Below are 20,056 nucleotides of genomic sequence, written 5' to 3'. Positions count from 1 at the left end.
ATATACCCAAAATAATTAAGCCCAGAGAAGTGGAGTTTAAATACTTTAAGATATTGAAATAAAAAAATATATATTAACCCGCTGTAAGCTTGATCTGGATTAACAAACTTTTTGACTAAAACTTATGCCTGCTTACCTATGGGTGAAATCACGTCTCATTTACATCAAAACCAAATAAAACATTAAGTTACACACAGTTACAGCTATTTATTTCAACGCATCACATGCTTATCGAGATATAAATATCTATATAGCGAAATTTATCTCGATGAAGGACATGAATACCAGACTGTGCACACAACAGAGAAATAATCCTTAAAAAATTCCCAATAAAAAATCCAGTTAGGTTAGCCCAAAACTGGATTTTATTTTTATCTCTGCTGTTACTGCTTATTATCTAATTTCAGTCGCTGATTATTTTTTCTTCGCGTATTTCAATGAATCCAGTGCTACTGCAAAGATAATGATCGCACCCTTGATAATGTATTGCCAGTAAGGGTTTACACCGATATAAGTCAGCCCATAGTTAATGACGGTAAAGATGATAACACCGGTTACCACACCGATAACCGTACCCACCCCACCGCTGAAGGAGACACCGCCAACCACGCAAGCCGCAATCGCATCTAACTCATACATAAAACCGAGGTTGTTGGTGGCACTACCGATACGGCCCGCTTCTAACATCCCACCGAAGGCATAGAACACACCGGATAAGGCATAAATCATGATCAGGTTTAATGGCACATTTACACCAGAAACTTTTGCCGCTTCTGGGTTACCGCCGATAGCGAAGATATTTTTACCAAAGCGAGTTTTGTTCCACAATACCCAAACAAAGCCGATAGCAATGAGTGCATAAAAGGTAATATAAGACAGCTTGAAATCACCAAATCGTAAGAATCCTTGGGCAAAGGTCGAGAACGCAGGATCAAAACCGGCAATTGGCGATGCACCAACAAAGTCGTAATACAGGGAGTTAATCCCGTAAACAATAATCATCGTGCCCAATGTGGTAATAAATGGCGTCACATTCAGGTAAGCAATGATAATACCGTTAACCAGACCAATAACTGCACCAATTAAACAAACGGTTAAGGTAACAACCGGGATGGGTACCGTCTGTAAATCAGGGAAAACTTTATTAACGTTATCCATGGATTGCAACATGGTTGCCGCAACCACCGCCGCTAACCCCACCTGACGACCCGCAGACAAGTCAGTCCCTTGGGTAACAATCAAGCCCGCAACACCGAGTGCGATAATGATACGCACAGAAGATTGGGTCAGAATATTACTTAAGTTCATCAGGCTTAAGAATGTCGGGTCCTTGACAATAATTATTGCCAACAATACGAATAACACTACATAAATCCCGCTCTCTTTTAGGTAAGTGAGCATGCTTTTCTTATTTAACGCATTCATAATAAGAACCTTCGACTAGATTAGAGATGCAAGGATGCAAGACGTAATATTTCATTCTGCGTGGCTTTTTTGGTTTCAACAATGCCCGCAACCTGACCATTACTCATTACCAAAATTCTGTCAGTGATCCCTAATAGCTCAGGCATTTCAGAGGAAATTATAATAATTCCTTTGTCTTTCTTCGCTAATTCAGTCATTAACTGATAGATTTCAAACTTAGCACCGACATCAATACCCCGAGTCGGCTCATCCAACATTAATATTTCTGGCTGAGTCAGTAGCCAACGGCCAATAATAACTTTCTGCTGATTACCACCAGATAATGAACCGATACTGGTACGGTGACCGGGGGTTTTTACCCGCATTGCATCGATAACCCATTGGGTATCACTTTTCATGCGTGTATTGTCCAGCAGCCCAAATTTATTTTTATAGTTGCGGATATTCGATATCAGGGAGTTAAAACCAACATCAAGATAAGCATAAATCCCAGTGGAACGACGCTCTTCCGTCACCAATGCAAAACCATGATTAATGGCTTCATTGGCACTGTGGTTATTAATATTCTTACCATGTAGCTTAATGGTGCCAGCGACTTTTTCACGAATACCAAATAAAGTTTCAACGATATCGGTCCGTTTGGCTCCCACCAATCCGGCAATCCCTAAAATCTCACCTTTATGCAAATCAAAGGAGACATCACGAATAGAGGGTTGGCGCAGTGAAGTGAGGTTTTTCACTTCCAGAATAACTTCACCAGGTTTATTTAGGCGGTCAGGGAAGCGCTGACTCAATGAACGTCCCACCATCATTGAGATGATTTGATCCATCGTCAGCCCTTCCAGCGGCTGAGTTGCTATCCATTGGCCATCGCGCAAAATAGTGATTTCATCGCACAGTTGAAATATCTCTTCCATCTTGTGGGAGATATAAACAATTCCGCAACCACGCTCTTTTAATTTACGGATAATGGTAAATAGATGATTAACTTCTTTCTCAGTTAATGAAGAAGTCGGCTCATCCATAATAACGATTTTGGCGTTATATGAGAATGCTTTGGCAATCTCGATCATTTGCATTTGCGATACGGATAAAGTGGCAACTTTATCTCGTGGGTCTATATCAATATCTAATTCATCAAAGATAGCCTTGGTGTCTTTGTACATTTTATCCTGATCGACAAAGAAACCTTTCGTGGGATAACGCCCCAACCACATGTTGTCCATGACGGTACGCTGTAACACCAGATTTAATTCCTGATGCACCATAGACACGCCATGTTCTAATGCTTCTTTAGAACTTTTAAATTCTATTTCTTGCCCCTGAAAGAGAATGCTCCCGGAGTCTTTTTTATAGATACCAAACAGACATTTTAATAGCGTTGACTTACCTGCTCCATTTTCTCCCATTAACGCATGAATAGAATTTGGTCGCACTTTAAGATTTACGTTATCTAACGCCTTTACGCCTGGAAATGATTTATTGATATTACTCATTTCCAGCAACCACTCACGGGGTTGTGCTGTATTAATATCGGCCATAGTTGTACCTGGCTAAGAAGCGCGACTTTTCCGCGAGATATATTCTATCCACCGAACAGCGCACACTCTAAAATAAGGATTAATGCAAAAAAACCTTCCGCCCCGCTACTGGTTATCCACTATTGGGCCAGAAGGTTAATAGTTACTTCTTTACGTTTAGCCACCTATTACCGGTGCTGACTGTTACTTGGTAAATTCAGCCAGATTATCTTTATCAACACCTACATACGGGATACGTACAATTTTGTTGTCGATTTTCCAAGTAGTCCCTTCAGCGGCAGGTTTGCCCGCAGCCAGGTTTTTAGCCAGATCAAAGGTTGCTTTCGCCTGATTGTTCGCATCATTCAGAACAGTACCGGCCATTTGACCTGATTTCACCATCGCCAATGCTTCTGGCAGGGCATCAACACCAAAGACTGGAATGCTAGTTTTGTTATGCGCTTTCAATGCTTCTACTGCCCCCATTGCCATCGCATCGTTGTTGGCGATAACCACTTCAATTTTGTTTGCATTAGGGCCAGATAACCAGGCATCCATTTTGTCTTTAGCCTGAGCGGTATCCCACATGGCAGTATCTAATTGCAGTTGCTGTGTTGGCAGACCTTTTTCATTCAGCGTTTTAATGACGTAAGTGGTACGAGCTTCAGCATCTGGATGGCCCGGCTCGCCTTTCAGCAACACAAATTGAATTTTGCCATCTTTGTTCAGATCCCAAGCAGGGTTGGCTTGCCAGTGTTTGGCAATCAGCTCACCCTGAATCACGCCAGATTCTTTAGAGTCAGTCCCTACATAATATGCTTTGTCGTAGCTATCCAGTGCTTTGCGTGAAGGCTCTTTGTTATAGAAAACAATTGGCACATCATTGGCACGCGCTTTATCAATAACCACTGGCGCTGCGGCTGGGTCAACCAAGTTGATCGCCAGTGCTTTTACGCCTTTCGCCAGCAACACGTCGATTTGGTCGTTTTGCTTGGATTGGTCATTCTGCGAGTCGTTCATCAGTAAGGTAACGTCAGGAGATGCTTTAGCATCTTTCTCGATAGCTTTACGGACCACGGACATAAAGTTGTCATCATACTTATAAATAGTGACACCAATACGGGTATCAGCTTGAGCCGCCGCGCCGAACATCATGCTGGCAACCAGAGTCGCTAATGTGAAAACCTTCTTATTCATTTGTATCTCCGGGTTTATGTAGGGTAGTACAGGGTGATAACACCATCGCCTTAACGTGAGAAAACCCCATCGTTCAAAGCAGCTGACACTGAATATCTATCGTCCTTGAGCACACTCCACTCCGAAAAGCAGCCTGAGTCGTCAAAAACCATGTCATTTACAAACTCCTCGTCTGCGGAACTCGTGTTTGTAAATCGCTATTCTAAAAACCCGCTACCGTGTATTTTTTTATCCGGTAACTGATGACATATTGATACATTCAGGTAGAAAACCACTAGAGCATAGACGTCCCGTTGTTAAGAATCTGTGAATTTTCTCACAGATTGAAAACGGTTACACAAGAATAAATCCCCAACTAGTGAGCAACACCACAAATTGCGACAGAATGTCGTGGCACCAAGGTGGGAGTAAAACAATAAGTGGCGTGAGGGTCCGTTGCACGGCTGGCCCCTTCAAGCGCTAGCTCGGTAGCTAAAGTTGCCATAGAAACAATAGGATAACGGACTGTCGTCAGTTTTGGGCTGGTATAACGTGCTATCGGGATATCGTCAAAGCCCACCAGCGAAAACTGCTCAGGAACGCTGATACCGTTTTCTTTCAATACGGCTAATGCACCTGCAGCCATTGAATCGTTGTAAGCAAACACAGCACTGAGTTGTAAATTACGCCCTAGCAAGTCAATCATCGCCCGTTCGCCTCCGGCCAAGTCTGGAGAACCGTAGGCTCGCCAACTCTCCGGGGCAGTGATACCGGCACCTTCAAGCGCATTTAAGTAGCCAGTTTGGCGCTGAAGAACATCATCAATGGGGTGGTTAGAACCGAGGAAACCAATGCGTTGATGATCCTGTTTCAGTAACAAGCGACACGCCATTTGCGCACCGCTAACATTGTCTAATCCTACGCAGCGATGCTCAAAACCGGGAATAATCCGATTAATCAGGACCATACCAGGAACTTGCTCTAAAAAAGTGATTAACTCGCCGTTACTCAATGCCTTAGCATGAACAACCAAGGCGTTACAGCGTTGACGGAGCAACACTTCAATGGCATGACGTTCTTTATCAGCCTGATGGTAACTATTGCCAATCAACACATATTTCTGATGCTGCTGGGCAACAGTGTCCACCGCTTTCACTAGTGCACCAAAAAAGGGATCTGAGACATCCATGACGACGACACCGACAGTATCACTGCTTTGCGTGGCGAGTGCTTGCGCATTGGCATTGGGCCGGTAGCCCAGTTCTGACACAGCTTTCAAGACAGCTGCGCGGGTTTCTGGCCGGATAGCGGCACTGTTATTAAGGACTCTGGATACGGTAGCCAGCGAAACGCCCGCCCGTGAAGCCACATCGCGAATGGTGATATTGTTTCTAACTGAATGCAGAGCGGCCATGGCTTATCCTGTGAAAAATAAGTCGCCATGCTACGGAGCGAACAACCGAGCATGGCAGGTGGCCTATCCTACCCAGTTTGTTGAAATTGCCACGTGAAATACGTCACAAGAAAGAAAACGTTTACATACAAATTTGCAACCGCCCACTCATTTTGACTTTGCTGGCATATTCACGGCTTAGTGTTGCGTGGTTGTAACGATTGACCGCAGGCATAAGCTGTCAATTTGCGCCATAGCCACTCAACTGGCCCTTGGGCAAAATAGTGCAGCCATAACAAGGAGAAAAGAATATTGCACAGCCAGACCAATGGAACGACAGCGAGCAATTGCACGCGATCAAGTTGTTGGTATAAACCGAAGTGATAGAACAGCAATGTACAGAGTAATGTCTGTAGTAAATAATTGCTTAATGCCATGCGGCCAACCTGTGCCAACCAGTGGCTGATTCGCCAGCCCGAGAGTGTCGGCCAAAAACCATACAATAGAGCGAGATATCCCACGGCCTGCAACGGGGCACCTAACTCACGGGGAACTTGTAACAAGAAACCTGTCCAGCGGAAATCCCATCCCACCAGCCATTGCATCACCACACCGGGTATTTGGATAACTAATGAAAGCGGTATCAGACATGCAGCGAGAAGCCGGTAATGGCGTAAGCTAAACTCGCCCCGTAACCAACCGCAACGCATTAACCCTGCGCCAAAAAGCATCGATCCCGCCAGTTCCCAGCCATATTGCGCACCGATAGCAATCAAATTGGAGGACAACAGATCAAGCCGGTTTTTCCAGGCTTCCACTCCGCCCTGCAACTTCCAAAATTGTTCATATTGCAAATCCGCAGGCCCCGGTTGCCAAAAACGCCCCGGTTCCCCACTGGTAATAAACCCCAGCAGTAATAATACCGCGACGCCCAGCAAATACATCACAACCCCTGTGCGCAATAAACTGGCAGCATCTTTAGCATCACGAATCATTCGCCAGCACACCAGCCCAATCAAACCATAGGCTAGTAGAATATCCCCATCCCAAAAGAAGATGCCGTGAATTAATCCCAGTAATAGCAGCAGAGAAAGCCGCGCCCGTATCCAGCTTTTACCCCGTTTAAGTAGCAGTTCAAGGCCCGCCCCAAATAAAATAGCAAAAATAGACAGGAACTTTGCTTGCGCGACGATATCAAGGATGGCCCATGTCCAAGTATCAGACACGGAGGGGAGACCAAGGTAGGCAGGATTAAGGTAAGCTGCTTTTGGTAGGCCGAAAGCACTGATATTGAGCAGAAGAATGCCAAGAATGGCCAGACCTCGCGCACTGTCTAGCGTTGCGATGCGTTGACGCATACCCGACATCCTGTTTTGGAGCACCCAATGGTGCCCATTCTGACAAAAGATTAATTAGCCGTTGTGGCGTACTGCACGCAGGAATTCCTGGCGAGTATTTTGGCTGGATTTGAATAATCCACCCAGTGATGTTGTGGTGGTGGCGCTGGTAGCATCACGGATACCACGCGCCTTTACGCAATAATGCACAGCATCAATAGAAACTGCGACATTATTAGTCCCCAACAAAGTCTGCAACGCCAGCAAGATTTGCTGTGTCAGTCGCTCTTGTACTTGTGGACGCTGGGCGAAAAACTGCACAATACGGTTAATTTTGGACAAACCAATCACGCTATCTTTCGGAATATATGCCACCGTTGCTTTACCATCGATGGTCACAAAATGATGTTCGCAGGTGCTGGTCAAGGTGATATCCCGCACAGTGACCATCTCATCGACCTTCATTTTATTTTCGATCAAGGTGATTTTAGGGAAATTTTCGTAATCCAGTCCGGAGAAAATCTCATCAACATACATCTTGGCGATACGTCTTGGCGTATCCGCCAGACTATCGTCAGATAAATCAAGATTCAGCAATTGCATGACTTGCGTCATATGTTCCTGAATCCGGGTCTTGCGCGTTTCGGCGTCTAGTTCTTGTTTGCGCAATGGGGTTTCGAGTCCACGGGCCAGCAATGCTTCATGAACCAGCTCAGCTTCTTTACTCAGCGATGACATTTTTCTCTCCAACAGGCGTACGTATCTGAGCGGGATAAACATGATGCAGATCACGTTCAGATTTTGCTCCCCACTTTAGTGGAGAGCAAAATGATTATCCAGTGATTGTTATTCATCTGTGATTGTTCTTTATATCATGATGAAAGAGCTGCATCTCTGCCAGCACCTGACAAACATTCAATTCGTGACAGTTTCCCGAGCGCGGGCTGGGGTTTTAATCACTAATCCGCCCGCAATAATCAGCGCGATGACAGCCACATAGAGTGCAGGCTCTAGCCGGTGGGTTAATGCTGTTGATATTGCAGACAATATTGGACCAACCAGTTGCCCGATAGCATAGCCGGTGGTCAGCAAACCGGCCATATAGCGAGTGTGTTCCGGTGCCAGTTCGCGGCCATGTTGCAGTGAAAGTTGAACAACACTGAGGAATCCGCCGCCGGTAAGTAATGCACCTAATGCTAACCCACTCACGCCCGGTACCCATTCGGCACACAGCACCCCTAAAGCCTGAATCCAAAGTGTCAATGCCAGCCGAGTTTGGGAAGTCAGGCAATGGCGCGTCAGAATACCGATGATGATACCAATCACGGCTGCACCGCCAAAAACAGGCCAGACAAATTGGGCGAAAAGGCTATCTGGAAACCGAGAGGTAGCCATTTGCGATAAAAACGTCGCGGGTAAAATATAGCCAAACCCCGCCAAACTGTAGCTCCATACCAAGCGTTTCAATGCCGGAGTTAAGGTCAGTGGAACAGCGGCAATATGTGGACGGTGAAGCTCCCCACTCCGCGGCAGATTAATACTGATCGTCGCAATAATAATCAGTGCCAATCCGCCATACACTAGCCAGGCTTCAGCAGCAGATAATTCATAGCTATGGATTAGGACGGCCAGCATACCGCTGATGAATATCCCCGCCCCTGGCCCGGCAAATACCGCCGCACTCAATGCCGGGCGACCAAAATGCGCCAGTCGTTCATTCGTCCAAGCAGCAATTAGCACCATTGACCAACCGCTGGCCCAACCAATCACAAAACGCACCAGACCATGCCACCACGGGCCATCGACGATAGCTGATAGCAGCGTTAGAGTCACCGCCCCCCATAATCCCAGCCATAAACGGCGCTCAACATGGCGACTGGCACGCATAGCATCAAAGGCACCGAACAGATAACCCAAGTAGTTAAACGCCGCCACCAGCCCCGCACCTGTTAGTGTAAATTGGTGTTCCGCAATCATAAGAGGCACTTGTGGGGTAAAAGCAAAGCGACCAATTCCCATCGCAACCACTAATGCCAAGAAACCACTTAATGCAATTCTTAGTGCCATCCGCCCTACCCTATATTGCTCTGCCAGTGAATTGATCTGCCAGTCTGTTAAAAGAAAGTTGCCAATATCATGCCTGAGCATTAGAATCACAAAAAATGAATAATACTCACTAAGTTCATCACAAAAAGAGAACACTCATGGATCTGACCCAGCTACGCATGTTTTGCTGCGTGGCAGAAACCGGTTCCGTTGCCCGAGCAGCGGAGCAAATGCACCGCGTCCCTTCAAACTTGACGACACGCTTACGCCAGCTTGAAATTGAGCTAGGGGCTGATCTGTTTATCCGTGAAAAACAGCGCCTGCGTCTGTCGCCTATGGGCCATAATTTTCTCTGCTACGCCAACCGAATTCTGGCACTGAGTGAAGAGGCAATGCGCATTACCCATGCTGGTGAACCCGCGGGCCATTTCCCACTCGGTTCAATGGAGAGTACTGCGGCCACTCGCTTACCCAGCTTGCTGGCGTCTTATCACCAGCGCTACCCTAAAGTTGCCTTGTCACTGACCACCGGCACTTCCGGCGAGATCATTGAACAAGTGCGGGCGGGTACACTCGCAACCGCGCTGGTCGATGGCCCGGTACAGCATGATGAGCTGCACGGCTGCCGCTCCTTCGACGAAAAATTAGTGATCATTTCCTGTGTTGATCACCACCCTATTGAACAAGCCCAAGACGCCGTGGACGAAACACTGTTTGCTTTTCGCCCCAGTTGCTCATACCGGCTGCAACTGGAGAGTTGGTTCCGTCAAGCTGGCGCACTACCTGGGCAAATCATGGAAATTCAGTCCTACCATGCCATGCTGGCCTGCGTGGCCAGCGGTGCTGGGTTAGCGCTAATTCCACACTCGGTATTGGCTTTGCTACCAGGGCATGAGCGGGTACAAGTTCATTTGCTGCCACCTGATATCGCCAACACTTCGACTTGGTTGATTTGGCGCAAAGATGCCTTTAGCCCTAATGTCCGCGCACTCAAAGAACTGATCATTGAACAGACGGAAATGCCGTAATTGAGCAAGCACAACCCCAGTTTACGGTCATAATTCATACAATGATCATGGGCTATCATCACGAACAGCCACATGCAACATATATGATACATAAAGAATATATTTATATAACACTCATTACACAGAAGCTATAGGAGCAACACCATGGAGATGATTAAAACCCGCGCCGCAGTCGCATGGGGGCCAAACCAGCCACTATCCGTTGAAGAAGTGGATTTGATGCCACCACAAAAAGGCGAAGTGCTCGTACGGATTGTCGCCAGTGGGGTATGCCACACTGATGCCTATACTCTGTCAGGCAAAGATCCTGAAGGGGTATTCCCGGCCATCCTTGGTCATGAAGGCGGCGGGATTGTGGAAGCTATTGGTGAAGGTGTTACCAGCGTTGCTGTGGGTGACCATGTCATTCCGCTATACACCCCAGAATGTGGCGAGTGTAAATTCTGCCGCTCAGGCAAAACCAATTTATGTCAGGCAATCCGCAGTACCCAAGGCAAAGGCTTGATGCCAGATGGCACCACCCGTTTTTCAAAAAATGGTCAACCTATCTTCCATTATATGGGGACTTCAACATTCTCTGAATTGACTGTTGTGCCAGAAATATCACTGGCAAAAATCAATAAAGAAGCACCATTAGAGGAAGTTTGTCTGCTGGGCTGCGGTGTCACCACTGGTATGGGTGCGGTTATCAATACTGCCAAAGTCAAACCCGGCGATACTGTAGCCATTTTCGGTTTGGGGGGAATTGGCTTGTCTGCCGTCATCGGTGCACAGATGGCTGGAGCCAGCCGAATTATCGGCATCGACCTAAATACCAGTAAATTCGAGCTGGCACGCAAACTGGGGGCAACTGATCTGATCAACCCGAAAGATTATGATAAACCTATCCAAGATGTGATTGTTGAGCTGACCGACGGTGGCGTAGATTTCTCATTTGAATGCATTGGTAACGTCAATGTCATGCGTTCAGCTTTAGAATGCTGCCACAAAGGTTGGGGTGAATCCGTGATTATTGGTGTTGCCGGTGCCGGCGAAGAGATCTCAACCCGTCCATTCCAGTTGGTAACCGGCCGAGTCTGGCGTGGTTCTGCATTTGGTGGGGTGAAAGGTCGCTCAGAATTACCCGGCATTGTGCAGCAATATCTGGACGGTAAATTCGCTCTGAATGATTTTATCACTCATACCATGGGTCTGGATCAAATCAATGAAGCCTTTGATTTAATGCATGAAGGCAAATCCATCCGCACCGTGATTCATTTCGATAAACCTTCACAAGATAAATAAGGCAAGGAGGCAGACAACGCATGAATACGTCACTTGAACTTCTCGAAGAGCACCGGATGTTTGGTGGGTGGCAGCAACGCTACCGCCACGCCGCCAGCAGCCTGAATTGTAATATGACTTTCAGCATCTATCTGCCACCGCCACGGGATGATAATCCTCCTCCCGTGCTTTATTGGCTTTCAGGGCTGACATGTAATGATGAAAATTTCACCCTGAAAGCAGGCGCACAAAGAGTTGCTGCCGAACTCGGATTGGTATTGGTGATGCCCGATACCAGCCCACGTGGTGATGAAGTGCCCAATGATGATAGCTATGATTTGGGGCAAGGCGCTGGTTTTTATCTAAATGCAACGCAAGCGCCTTGGTCAGAGCATTTTCGAATGTACGATTACATTAGCCAAGAGCTACCAGCGCTAATCCGCCAGCATTTTAGTGTTAACCAAGAGCATCAATCTATCTGTGGTCACTCAATGGGGGGCCATGGAGCACTAATGCTCGCCTTACGCAATCCTGGTCAGTATAAATCTGCTTCTGCTTTCGCACCGATCGTCAATCCGTGCCAAGTCCCTTGGGGCCGCAAAGCCTTTACAGCATATTTAGGTGCGGATGAAAGCCAATGGCTGCAATATGATAGTTGCCATTTACTTACTCATGCCCAAACCACATTACCCATGTTGGTTGATCAAGGTGATGGTGATCAGTTCCTGGCTGACCAGTTGCAGCCAGCAAAACTGGCTGAACTCGCGCGTCAACGTGACTGGCCGCTGACTCTGCGTATTCAACCTGGTTATGATCATAGCTATTTCACCATAGCGACTTTTATTGAGGATCACTTGCGCTTCCATGCGGAATATTTACACCCGTAACTGTCGCAACTAACTAAATTATCAATAATAAATATTACCAGCCCCTTTTGGGGCTTTTTATTTGATAAAAAACTTATCATCATCATCGTTACATTTAGTTCTAAAAAATAATTTAAATAACAATAAAATTAATTAGAGGCTATGTGACAATCAGAAATAAAAAACATTGATAAAGTCCAAAAAAAGAATTACAAATAAATGGCTGAACACTTACCAAGCTTCAGTAACATCTAAAGGATATTATTTAAATGGAGAATTATATGCATATTTCACACCAAACTGACGGAAAAACAAACAAGACAAATTTAATGATGTTGAGAACCAAGTTAGCGTCATTAGAAGCATCATTTGAAAATAATTCGCTCTCTATAAATGACCATGAAATAGAAAATTTAAAAAACAACGGAACCAATACCAAAATAACCGCATGGAATTGGTCAAAAAGCTTTACTCAACAATAAGTTAATCAATGACATTTTTTAATATATTGGATTAAGGTGTTTCATTAACATCTTAATCCTAACTGTTACTCAGTATATTTTCAGCATTGCAATAGAAATATAATATATTTTAGTGTTGATACGATAATTAAAATAAATAATTTAAAGAAATAACATCACTAAATTTCATTAAAACAAGTGAGATACTTCCATATGCTGACAAGTGAATTTTTCAATGATTTGAAAATAAGTCCATTATCAAGCCTGTTAGCCATAATAGTAACAGCCATTGGATTAATCTCCTCGTTCTTAGTTTTACTTCTTTATTTAACGGATGATCGCATTGAAAAACAACATAACAATTACAATGATATTTATCGGATAGAAACACAGTTTAACCTGCCCAATGGTGATGAAGTAAAATCAGCACAATCCCCCTTACCGCTGACTTCCGTTTTAAAGAATGATAAAAATATCAAACGCGTGGATTCTATGGTTCGTATTGTTACTCACTTGCAGGTTAACGATAAGACATATTCTGATGTAGATATCTATGCAGTTAGCACTGATTTTTTTGATGCCGTAAACCCTTTTCGACAAAAGCCCTCTCACTTGGCACATAACGAAATTATTATCACCCCCGAGTTCAACCATCGATATCTTCATTTAGATACTCCGCAGGGCCACGTCATTACACTCGGAGATAAAGGACAATTCATTATTAAAGATATGGTTGAACTTGATAAATCCAGTCGCTTTAAAACCGGAGCTTTCGTCACATTGTCTCCTGACATAATAGAGAACTACCATGATAAAAGGCACGATTGGTATGACACGCACGCCTACGTTTTTATCACTATGGAATCGGGAATAAAGCCTAATATTAAACAATTGAATTCACACATTAGCCAACATGCCCCCCAACTTCCTGGTGCACCCTTTAGCCCTGAAGAGTTCATTCAATTATCAGTCCGCAATATCACTGATATCCATTATGACAATGCACTCCCCGATGAAATGAGTTCCGTTGTGTCAAGCGCATATTTAAATATTTTATACGCTACAGGTTTGTTTGTTTTTTTAACCACGACCATGAACTTCTTCAACATTAATAATGTCATTAACAACAATAAGAAAAACAGTTTCTATGTGAAAAAAGCCGTCGGAGCCTCTCTGTATCAACTACTGATTGAATCTTTTTTCATCGCAACATTACAAACTGTATTTATGCTTCTATTGGTTCTTTTCATTTTAATATCACTCACACAGTTTTCTGATAACGTCAGAGAACTCATACTGACTCAAGGTAGTCAGGATTTTTTAACCGCATTTTCTATGACTTTAGCTGCAACGTACATTGCCATTTTGCTTGCTCATATTTTATTCTTATTTACACTATCACTCCCTAGCCATATCTATTATGACAGTATTTATGCTCGACAAACTCATACTCAGAATATGCATCGCATTATGTTTTGTCTGCAAATTATTATTGCTGGCATCATCATTTATTTATGGGCAGGTATCATGACGCAAATATACTTGATGCAAAACAATAATTTCGGCTATGAGAAAAATAATGTAGTGACTTTTGCATTAAATGATGACCTTAAATCCCAGGTGTTGATTAATAGCTTACAAGATGAATTAAATAAAAAAATTCGCACCAAAAATATAGCGATGAGCAGTTGGCGTCCATTTGATATGTCGAGAAGAAATATTTCTATTTTTCACCACAATCAACAGGAGAAAGATAAACTTATTACGGTTAACACACTAAATGTAAATAAGCACTTCATTAATACATGGGGGATAAAAACACTTGCAGGTGATAATAATCTAATATTGCCGAGCACCAGTAATAATATGCACCATGCTATTGCTACTAAGTCTTTTTTGGCATTAATGGGGCTATATTCCTATGATCAGGTATTGAATAACATATTTTACATTAACGAAAGCGGTACACCGCAGACCGTAAGAATCCTTAGAGTTATCGATGATTTCCATCTTGCCGAGCGAGAGGATGTATCATCTCCGTTACTTATTTTTATTCAGAACAGTGCCCAACGCTATGCTGCAATCAAGCTAAATAACATTACAGATCGCGCTGCTGTAGAGAAAATATTAAAACACTATAACGTTAGCACTGAACAGATAAAATCCGCCAATGAATTACATCAAGATTACTTTAACAATAACAAACTTATGAAAGAGACCATTAATATGGCCACCTTACTTTCTGTAATATTAATACTCATCAGCACCATTATAGTTGGTACTTCAGAAACAAAACGACTAGGGAAAACATTAGAAATAATGGAGTCAATAGGTGGTTCTATTTATACTAATGTTATATTTTTTATACAACAAAACCTAATCCCTATAGTGATAGCCGCTGGAATATCACTTCCTATCAGTTTTTTATTATTGCAACGCTGGCTCAGTCAATACCCCTTAGTGAATAGTATTTCTTATATTTATGCCACCAGCGCACTTATTATTTTCATGTTAAGTGTAATTACAGTCATGGTTGTCACACTCATATTTAGCAGCAAATCATTGAATATTTTTGGAAATAAATAATACCCATGGATATAAAAATAGAACCAAAAAAACATATAAATAACAGCGCTAAATTAATTATTATTTTCGTGCTAATGCTGTTTATTGGCAGCCTTTACTCTGTATATTATTTATCAACAATTCAGCGAGCACTCCTAGTTTCGCGAGAGGATGTTATCTTTCATGAAATTAAGCCAGAGTCGTATCAAGATCTACTCATTACACGGGCAATTACAGTACCAAAGGAGAGCATAATTATCTCAAGTGAACGCGGTGGGAAAGTTATAGATATCACAAAGCAGGCCTTTGATACTGTGGCTAAAGGTGATGTTATTGCCAATTTATCAAACTATGACTTTATGCTAGAAGCAACATCTAGAATAGCGAATATTGCAGAAAAAATAAATAACCTGCGTAATATAAAAATGCAGCTTGAGCAAGATAATCGAGACACAAAAATAAACTTGCAAGACGCAGAGTATCAAATAGCTGTCATTTCTAAAGCATTAGACAGACATCAAGTACTAGATAGGAAATCAATGATTGCCAAATCTGAATTAGAAAACCAAATTGGCATGCTAAGAAACTGGCAGATAAAAGTTGACATATTGCGGGAACATAATGATAAAAATAAAAAATCATTTCCATCACAATTTAAGGAGATAGAGAATTCTATTTCATTACTAGAGAGAATGATGGGAATGATTGAAGATGGTATGGATCAGCTAGTAATAACTGCACCAATTGATGGAACATTATCTGTTCTGGATATTGAGTTAGGTCAGCAGATAAAACCCGGTAAAAAAATCGCAATAATAGATAATTTACAATCATACTATTTTAATGTTTACTTCAGTGAGTATTATCTCGATAAAATCATACCGCAGAGCCATATCGTTTCACAAATAAATGGTCAGAATGTCCCTCTCCTCATTGAGTCGGTATCAACCATTGTTGAAAATGGTAAGTTCAAAGCCAAACTTGTACCGTATCAAGAAAGTATTTTTCCGTTAAAGAGAGGACAGTCGATTGAAATACAGATTATATTGCAGGAAGAAAATGATAACGTATTACTAGTTCCGACAGAAAGTATTGTCTCTGGCAAAAATGGGGATTATTTTATCTATATTTACCAACCAGAAAAAGATACAGCCATTAAATCCAAAGTAAGCATTAAACGAAGAAGTGCCATAAAAACAGAGATCACAGCAGGGCTGACGGCTGGACAACATATTGTCATGCCTCCTGAAACCAATAATAATGAATACGATATCATTGAGTTTAAATAAAATGCTAAATATACAAAATGCTGAAAAATGCTACATAACCAAAACAATAAAGACTAAGGTTCTTAATCATTTGAATTTTTCTGTTGAAAAAGGCGATTTCGTTTCAATTATGGGACCATCGGGATCGGGAAAATCAACACTGCTCAATATCATTGGTCTATTTGATAATTTGGATAGTGGTTCACTAACTCTCGCGGGAGAGGAAATAACTAACTTAAGTTATTCACAAAAGATCATTCTGAGAAGAACTCTGATAGGGTATATTTTTCAATCATTTAATCTTATACCTCATCTATCCATTTTTGATAATATTGCATTACCCCTTAAATATCGGGGTATTAACAAGAAAGAGCGGATTGAAAGAGTCGATCAGATTTTAACTCTCTTCGGTATTGATAACCGGAGAGAACATAAGCCTGCGCAATTATCAGGCGGTCAACAGCAGCGTGTAGCTATCGCCCGGGCGATGGTGTCTAAACCCACATTGCTTTTGGCTGATGAACCTACTGGGAATTTAGATAGCAAAAATGCACATGCTGTACTCCAGCAATTGAAATATATAAATAAAAAAGGCACCACTATTATTATGGTGACGCATTCAGTTGAAGCAGCCACTTACGGAAATAGAGTAATCAATATGAAAGATGGTAATTTCACATGACCAAATAGGAATATTTTATGGAAAATAGAATTCCAGTCAAAAACATTGATTGCATTAAAATTAATGATATAGACACTCAACATTTAAAAAAACTTGAAACTTGTGAATATAAATCATTATCCGCATATTTGATCGGTAAAATCCCTGCCGATCAAATATTAGATAATGATGAGGTGGAAATATACAATCAAGAAATAAAGAAATATATCTCTGCAAAAGCAATCAAAGCAGAAAAACTGGTTATTGTATTGAAGGCGACACGTTTATGTAATCTACGCTGTACCTATTGCCATTCATGGGCCGAAGGCCCCAACCAAACGGTTTCATTTCATACACTAGTTCATAGTGTACGCCAGATTCTGGCTATTCCTAATGTAAATAGATTTGAGTTTGTATGGCATGGCGGTGAAATAACATTACTCAAACCTGCTTTTTTTAAAAAGTTGATCTGGTTGCAACAACAATTTAAACGGCCGGGACAATATATTACGAATACGATGCAATCAAACTTAGTCAGTATTTCAGATGAGTGGCTAAAGTTTATTCAAGGTATTGGAATGAATGTCGGAATAAGTCTGGATGGTGTCCCAGCAGTGAATGATAAAAGAAGAATTGACTATCGAGGAAGGGGAACTTCCGATCGTATTGCAAAAGGAATAAAAAAATTACAGCAACATAATATATTGTATGGTGCCCTCATAGTTGTTGATCGAGATGTGTACCAAACGGATATGAAAGAAATGCTCGATTACTTTATTTCAATTGAATTAACCAGTATTGAGTTCCTCAATATAGTGCCTGACAATCGGTTAGTTAAAGGTGAATACATCGGCAACAGTTTCATCAGTTATGCCGAGTTTATTAACTTTCTCTCCATACTGTTTACGCTCTGGGTTAAAGGTTATCAAGATAAGATACATATCGCTGTTTTTGACGATTTTATCAAAGTGCTAAAAAACCCGGCGACAAAAACTGCCGCTTGTTATTGGTCTGGGAATTGTTCACAAGAGATAATTACTTTGGAGCCCAACGGAGATGTCTCCCCCTGTGATAAATATGTCGGTGATAAAGACAGTATTTATGGTTCATTATTACATACTGACTTAGCCGATCTTTTAGCTCACTCATCCCATAATCAACAAGCCATCAATGAGGAAAAAGAGGCGACGATAAAAATGCACCATTGTCAGTGGTTTTCTATTTGTCACGGTGGATGCCCCCACGACCGCGTCATTAATCGCCGGCATACTGAAGGATATAATGATACATGCTGCGGGACAGGGAATTTGCTGGCAACAATCCAACATTACATCGCTAATACCACTGAAGCCACATGATTGTGGCCTCAATTTTTTATTATAGGTATTTATAATTTAATTTATAAATCAACTTCTTGCCCTTTACGATGTAAACGTAAAGAGACGAGGAAAGTCAGGAAACACATTGCAGAGACGTACCAAAAGAAGCTGCTCTCCATATCAAATGACTTGAGTGATAGCGCCACATATTCGGCACTGCCACCAAACATGGCATTTGCGACAGCATAAGATAAACCAACCCCCAGTGCCCGGACTTCTGGCGGGAACATTTCTGCTTTCAGCAACCCGCCAATGGAGGTATAAAAGCTGACAATAATAAGAGCAGTGACAATTAACATAAAGGCAATATAAGGGCTGGTAACACCTTTTAGCGCATGTAAAATTGGAACCGTCAGCAACATAGCTAATAACCCAAAAGTGAGCATAGATGTACGTCGACTAATACGGTCAGACAATGCACCAAATAAAGGTTGAATTATCATAAAAATAAACAAAGCAGCAGTCATCACCAAACTGGCAGTTTTCACATCCATGCCCGCAGTATTAACTAAATACTTTTGCATATAGGTGGTGTAAGTATAAAAAGAAAGCGAACCACCCGCAGTGAAGCCCAATACCATAATAAAGGCACGGCGGTTTTTCCACAGCCCTTTCAAACTGCCGGCATCTTTCTTATTGCGCGTCTTTTCATCTGAAGTTTCATTCAATGAACGGCGTAAATAAAGTGCAACAACTGCCAGCAGCGCACCTAATACGAAAGGAATACGCCATCCCCAGCTATGTAACACTTCGGATGAGAGTGTTTGTTGTAATAAAACCAGTACCAGTAAAGCCAGTAATTGACCACCGATTAATGTGACATACTGGAATGAAGCATAAAAACCTTTACGCCCTTTTACTGCAACCTCACTCATATAAGTTGCGCTAGTGCCATATTCTCCGCCAACTGATAGCCCTTGGAATAAACGTGCAACCAATAGTAAAATTGGTGCCAAACTTCCAATCGAGGCATAGGTAGGTAGGCAAGCAATCATCAGCGAACCGGCACACATCATATAAACCGAAATAAGCATTGAGAGCTTACGCCCATGCTTATCAGCAATATAACCAAATAACCAGCCGCCAATTGGTCGCATCAAAAAGCCCGCAGCAAAAACCCCCGCAGTTTGAACTAATTGTGTCGTAGGATTATCACTAGGAAAGAAAAGTGGCGCAAAGTAGAGCGCACAGAAAGAATAAATATAGAAATCGAACCATTCAACCAAATTGCCTGAAGAAGCACCAACAATAGCCCGAACTCTCTGCCGAGTATCCGCCTTCTCTGTGAGTCGTGCTGATTGCGCTGCTATTGCTGTATTTTCTGCCGATACTATCTCTATTGATGTTGTGTCTGCCATATTTGATGCATCCGTCATCTTATGAGACATCCACGCCGGCATAAACCGAGAGCTGAGAATATGCAAACATTGAAGGCTCATTTATATATTGTCGTATTGTTATATATTAGTAACAATATCGTTTCAATCTAAGTTCTATCCTAGACAATAGTTTAGGAAAAACCTTATTTCTCCTGTGATCGCAATCGAATAAATATGCAATGTGGAGTGTAAGATTAATATTTATTTGTGAGAAACGAAGTTATTAGGAATATTTCCGCCCACAGAGAAAGGGCGGAATAGCGTTGTCTTGGCCTTTGTATTTTAGCTC

At 42.4% G+C, this 20,056-nt stretch carries 16 protein-coding genes; 8 read left to right on the top strand and 8 right to left on the bottom strand.

The features are described 5' to 3' along the window. Positions 1–414: 414 nt before the first annotated feature. From mglC to HUZ92_RS14985, 7 genes are all read right to left on the bottom strand, one after another. Positions 415–1,425, bottom strand: a complete 1,011-nt coding sequence (gene mglC / locus HUZ92_RS15015) for a galactose/methyl galactoside ABC transporter permease MglC (protein WP_145579890.1) — start codon at positions 1,423–1,425, stop codon at positions 415–417. Between the two features lie 20 nt (positions 1,426–1,445). Next, a complete protein-coding gene (mglA, locus tag HUZ92_RS15010) occupies positions 1,446–2,966 on the bottom strand; it encodes a galactose/methyl galactoside ABC transporter ATP-binding protein MglA (RefSeq protein ID WP_050140985.1) in 1,521 nt (506 codons plus the stop codon). Positions 2,967–3,149: 183 nt separating this feature from the next. After that, positions 3,150–4,142, bottom strand: a complete 993-nt coding sequence (mglB, locus tag HUZ92_RS15005; protein ID WP_050098694.1) for a galactose/glucose ABC transporter substrate-binding protein MglB — start codon at positions 4,140–4,142, stop codon at positions 3,150–3,152. Between the two features lie 355 nt (positions 4,143–4,497). Further along, positions 4,498–5,535, bottom strand: coding sequence for an HTH-type transcriptional regulator GalS (gene galS, locus HUZ92_RS15000; RefSeq protein WP_145579891.1), 1,038 nt, complete (start codon positions 5,533–5,535; stop codon positions 4,498–4,500). A 170-nt stretch (positions 5,536–5,705) separates the two neighbouring features. Then, a complete protein-coding gene (gene yeiB, locus HUZ92_RS14995) occupies positions 5,706–6,872 on the bottom strand; it encodes a DUF418 domain-containing protein YeiB (RefSeq protein WP_050098698.1) in 1,167 nt (388 codons plus the stop codon). Between the two features lie 54 nt (positions 6,873–6,926). Beyond that, positions 6,927–7,589, bottom strand: coding sequence for a GTP cyclohydrolase I FolE (gene folE, locus HUZ92_RS14990; RefSeq protein ID WP_004709152.1), 663 nt, complete (start codon positions 7,587–7,589; stop codon positions 6,927–6,929). 177 nt (positions 7,590–7,766) lie between these two features. After that, complete coding sequence (locus HUZ92_RS14985; protein ID WP_128451752.1) at positions 7,767–8,918, bottom strand: YbfB/YjiJ family MFS transporter; 1,152 nt, start codon at positions 8,916–8,918, stop codon at positions 7,767–7,769. 137 nt (positions 8,919–9,055) lie between these two features. Between HUZ92_RS14985 and ptrR the strand changes: the two genes are divergently transcribed. From ptrR to darE, 8 genes are all read left to right on the top strand, one after another. Continuing rightward, on the top strand, positions 9,056–9,925 hold the full coding sequence (gene ptrR, locus HUZ92_RS14980; RefSeq protein WP_145579892.1) for a putrescine utilization regulator PtrR: 870 nt from the start codon (positions 9,056–9,058) through the stop codon (positions 9,923–9,925). A gap of 144 nt (positions 9,926–10,069) precedes the next feature. After that, positions 10,070–11,209: an S-(hydroxymethyl)glutathione dehydrogenase/class III alcohol dehydrogenase gene (locus HUZ92_RS14975; protein WP_050098706.1), complete on the top strand. Its 1,140-nt coding sequence runs from the start codon at positions 10,070–10,072 to the stop codon at positions 11,207–11,209. Between the two features lie 20 nt (positions 11,210–11,229). After that, entirely contained in the window at positions 11,230–12,075 is an 846-nt protein-coding gene (gene fghA / locus HUZ92_RS14970) for an S-formylglutathione hydrolase (RefSeq protein ID WP_050098707.1), read from the top strand. Between the two features lie 260 nt (positions 12,076–12,335). Then, on the top strand, positions 12,336–12,536 hold the full coding sequence (gene darA / locus HUZ92_RS14965) for a darobactin family peptide antibiotic (protein WP_072086597.1): 201 nt from the start codon (positions 12,336–12,338) through the stop codon (positions 12,534–12,536). A gap of 192 nt (positions 12,537–12,728) precedes the next feature. Next, positions 12,729–15,101: a darobactin export ABC transporter permease subunit gene (darB, locus tag HUZ92_RS14960; protein WP_145579893.1), complete on the top strand. Its 2,373-nt coding sequence runs from the start codon at positions 12,729–12,731 to the stop codon at positions 15,099–15,101. 5 nt (positions 15,102–15,106) lie between these two features. Continuing rightward, a complete protein-coding gene (gene darC, locus HUZ92_RS14955) occupies positions 15,107–16,369 on the top strand; it encodes a darobactin export ABC transporter periplasmic adaptor subunit (protein ID WP_145579894.1) in 1,263 nt (420 codons plus the stop codon). Position 16,370: 1 nt separating this feature from the next. Further along, positions 16,371–17,030: a darobactin export ABC transporter ATP-binding protein gene (gene darD / locus HUZ92_RS14950; protein WP_145579905.1), complete on the top strand. Its 660-nt coding sequence runs from the start codon at positions 16,371–16,373 to the stop codon at positions 17,028–17,030. Between the two features lie 17 nt (positions 17,031–17,047). Next, the gene (darE, locus tag HUZ92_RS14945; RefSeq protein WP_050295457.1) at positions 17,048–18,367 is read left to right on the top strand and encodes a darobactin maturation radical SAM/SPASM protein DarE; all 1,320 of its coding nucleotides are present in this window, start codon (positions 17,048–17,050) and stop codon (positions 18,365–18,367) included. 41 nt (positions 18,368–18,408) lie between these two features. Here the strand turns inward: darE and HUZ92_RS14940 are convergent, their stop codons facing one another. Further along, a complete protein-coding gene (locus tag HUZ92_RS14940) occupies positions 18,409–19,746 on the bottom strand; it encodes an MFS family transporter (protein WP_050141041.1) in 1,338 nt (445 codons plus the stop codon). Between the last annotated feature and the right edge of the window lie 310 nt (positions 19,747–20,056).

The organism is Yersinia vastinensis, from assembly GCF_902726565.1.
Lineage (GTDB): Bacteria > Pseudomonadota > Gammaproteobacteria > Enterobacterales > Enterobacteriaceae > Yersinia > Yersinia vastinensis.
Note: the sequence above shows the minus strand (reverse complement) of the source record. Positions and strands in the feature narration are given on the sequence as shown.

Excerpts from the sequence above, each read along its gene's own strand:
- ptrR (WP_145579892.1), top strand. The coding sequence starts at position 9,056 with ATGGATCTGACCCAGCTACGCATGTTTTGCTGCGTGGCAGAAACCGGT.
- mglC (WP_145579890.1), bottom strand. The coding sequence starts at position 1,425 with ATGAATGCGTTAAATAAGAAAAGCATGCTCACTTACCTAAAAGAGAGC.
- yeiB (WP_050098698.1), bottom strand. The coding sequence starts at position 6,872 with ATGCGTCAACGCATCGCAACGCTAGACAGTGCGCGAGGTCTGGCCATT.
- fghA (WP_050098707.1), top strand. The coding sequence starts at position 11,230 with ATGAATACGTCACTTGAACTTCTCGAAGAGCACCGGATGTTTGGTGGG.
- mglA (WP_050140985.1), bottom strand. The coding sequence starts at position 2,966 with ATGGCCGATATTAATACAGCACAACCCCGTGAGTGGTTGCTGGAAATG.
- darC (WP_145579894.1), top strand. The coding sequence starts at position 15,107 with ATGGATATAAAAATAGAACCAAAAAAACATATAAATAACAGCGCTAAA.
- galS (WP_145579891.1), bottom strand. The coding sequence starts at position 5,535 with ATGGCCGCTCTGCATTCAGTTAGAAACAATATCACCATTCGCGATGTG.
- HUZ92_RS14975 (WP_050098706.1), top strand. The coding sequence starts at position 10,070 with ATGGAGATGATTAAAACCCGCGCCGCAGTCGCATGGGGGCCAAACCAG.
- darE (WP_050295457.1), top strand. The coding sequence starts at position 17,048 with ATGGAAAATAGAATTCCAGTCAAAAACATTGATTGCATTAAAATTAAT.
- darB (WP_145579893.1), top strand. The coding sequence starts at position 12,729 with ATGCTGACAAGTGAATTTTTCAATGATTTGAAAATAAGTCCATTATCA.
- darD (WP_145579905.1), top strand. The coding sequence starts at position 16,371 with ATGCTAAATATACAAAATGCTGAAAAATGCTACATAACCAAAACAATA.
- darA (WP_072086597.1), top strand. The coding sequence starts at position 12,336 with ATGCATATTTCACACCAAACTGACGGAAAAACAAACAAGACAAATTTA.
- mglB (WP_050098694.1), bottom strand. The coding sequence starts at position 4,142 with ATGAATAAGAAGGTTTTCACATTAGCGACTCTGGTTGCCAGCATGATG.
- HUZ92_RS14985 (WP_128451752.1), bottom strand. The coding sequence starts at position 8,918 with ATGGCACTAAGAATTGCATTAAGTGGTTTCTTGGCATTAGTGGTTGCG.
- HUZ92_RS14940 (WP_050141041.1), bottom strand. The coding sequence starts at position 19,746 with ATGGCAGACACAACATCAATAGAGATAGTATCGGCAGAAAATACAGCA.
- folE (WP_004709152.1), bottom strand. The coding sequence starts at position 7,589 with ATGTCATCGCTGAGTAAAGAAGCTGAGCTGGTTCATGAAGCATTGCTG.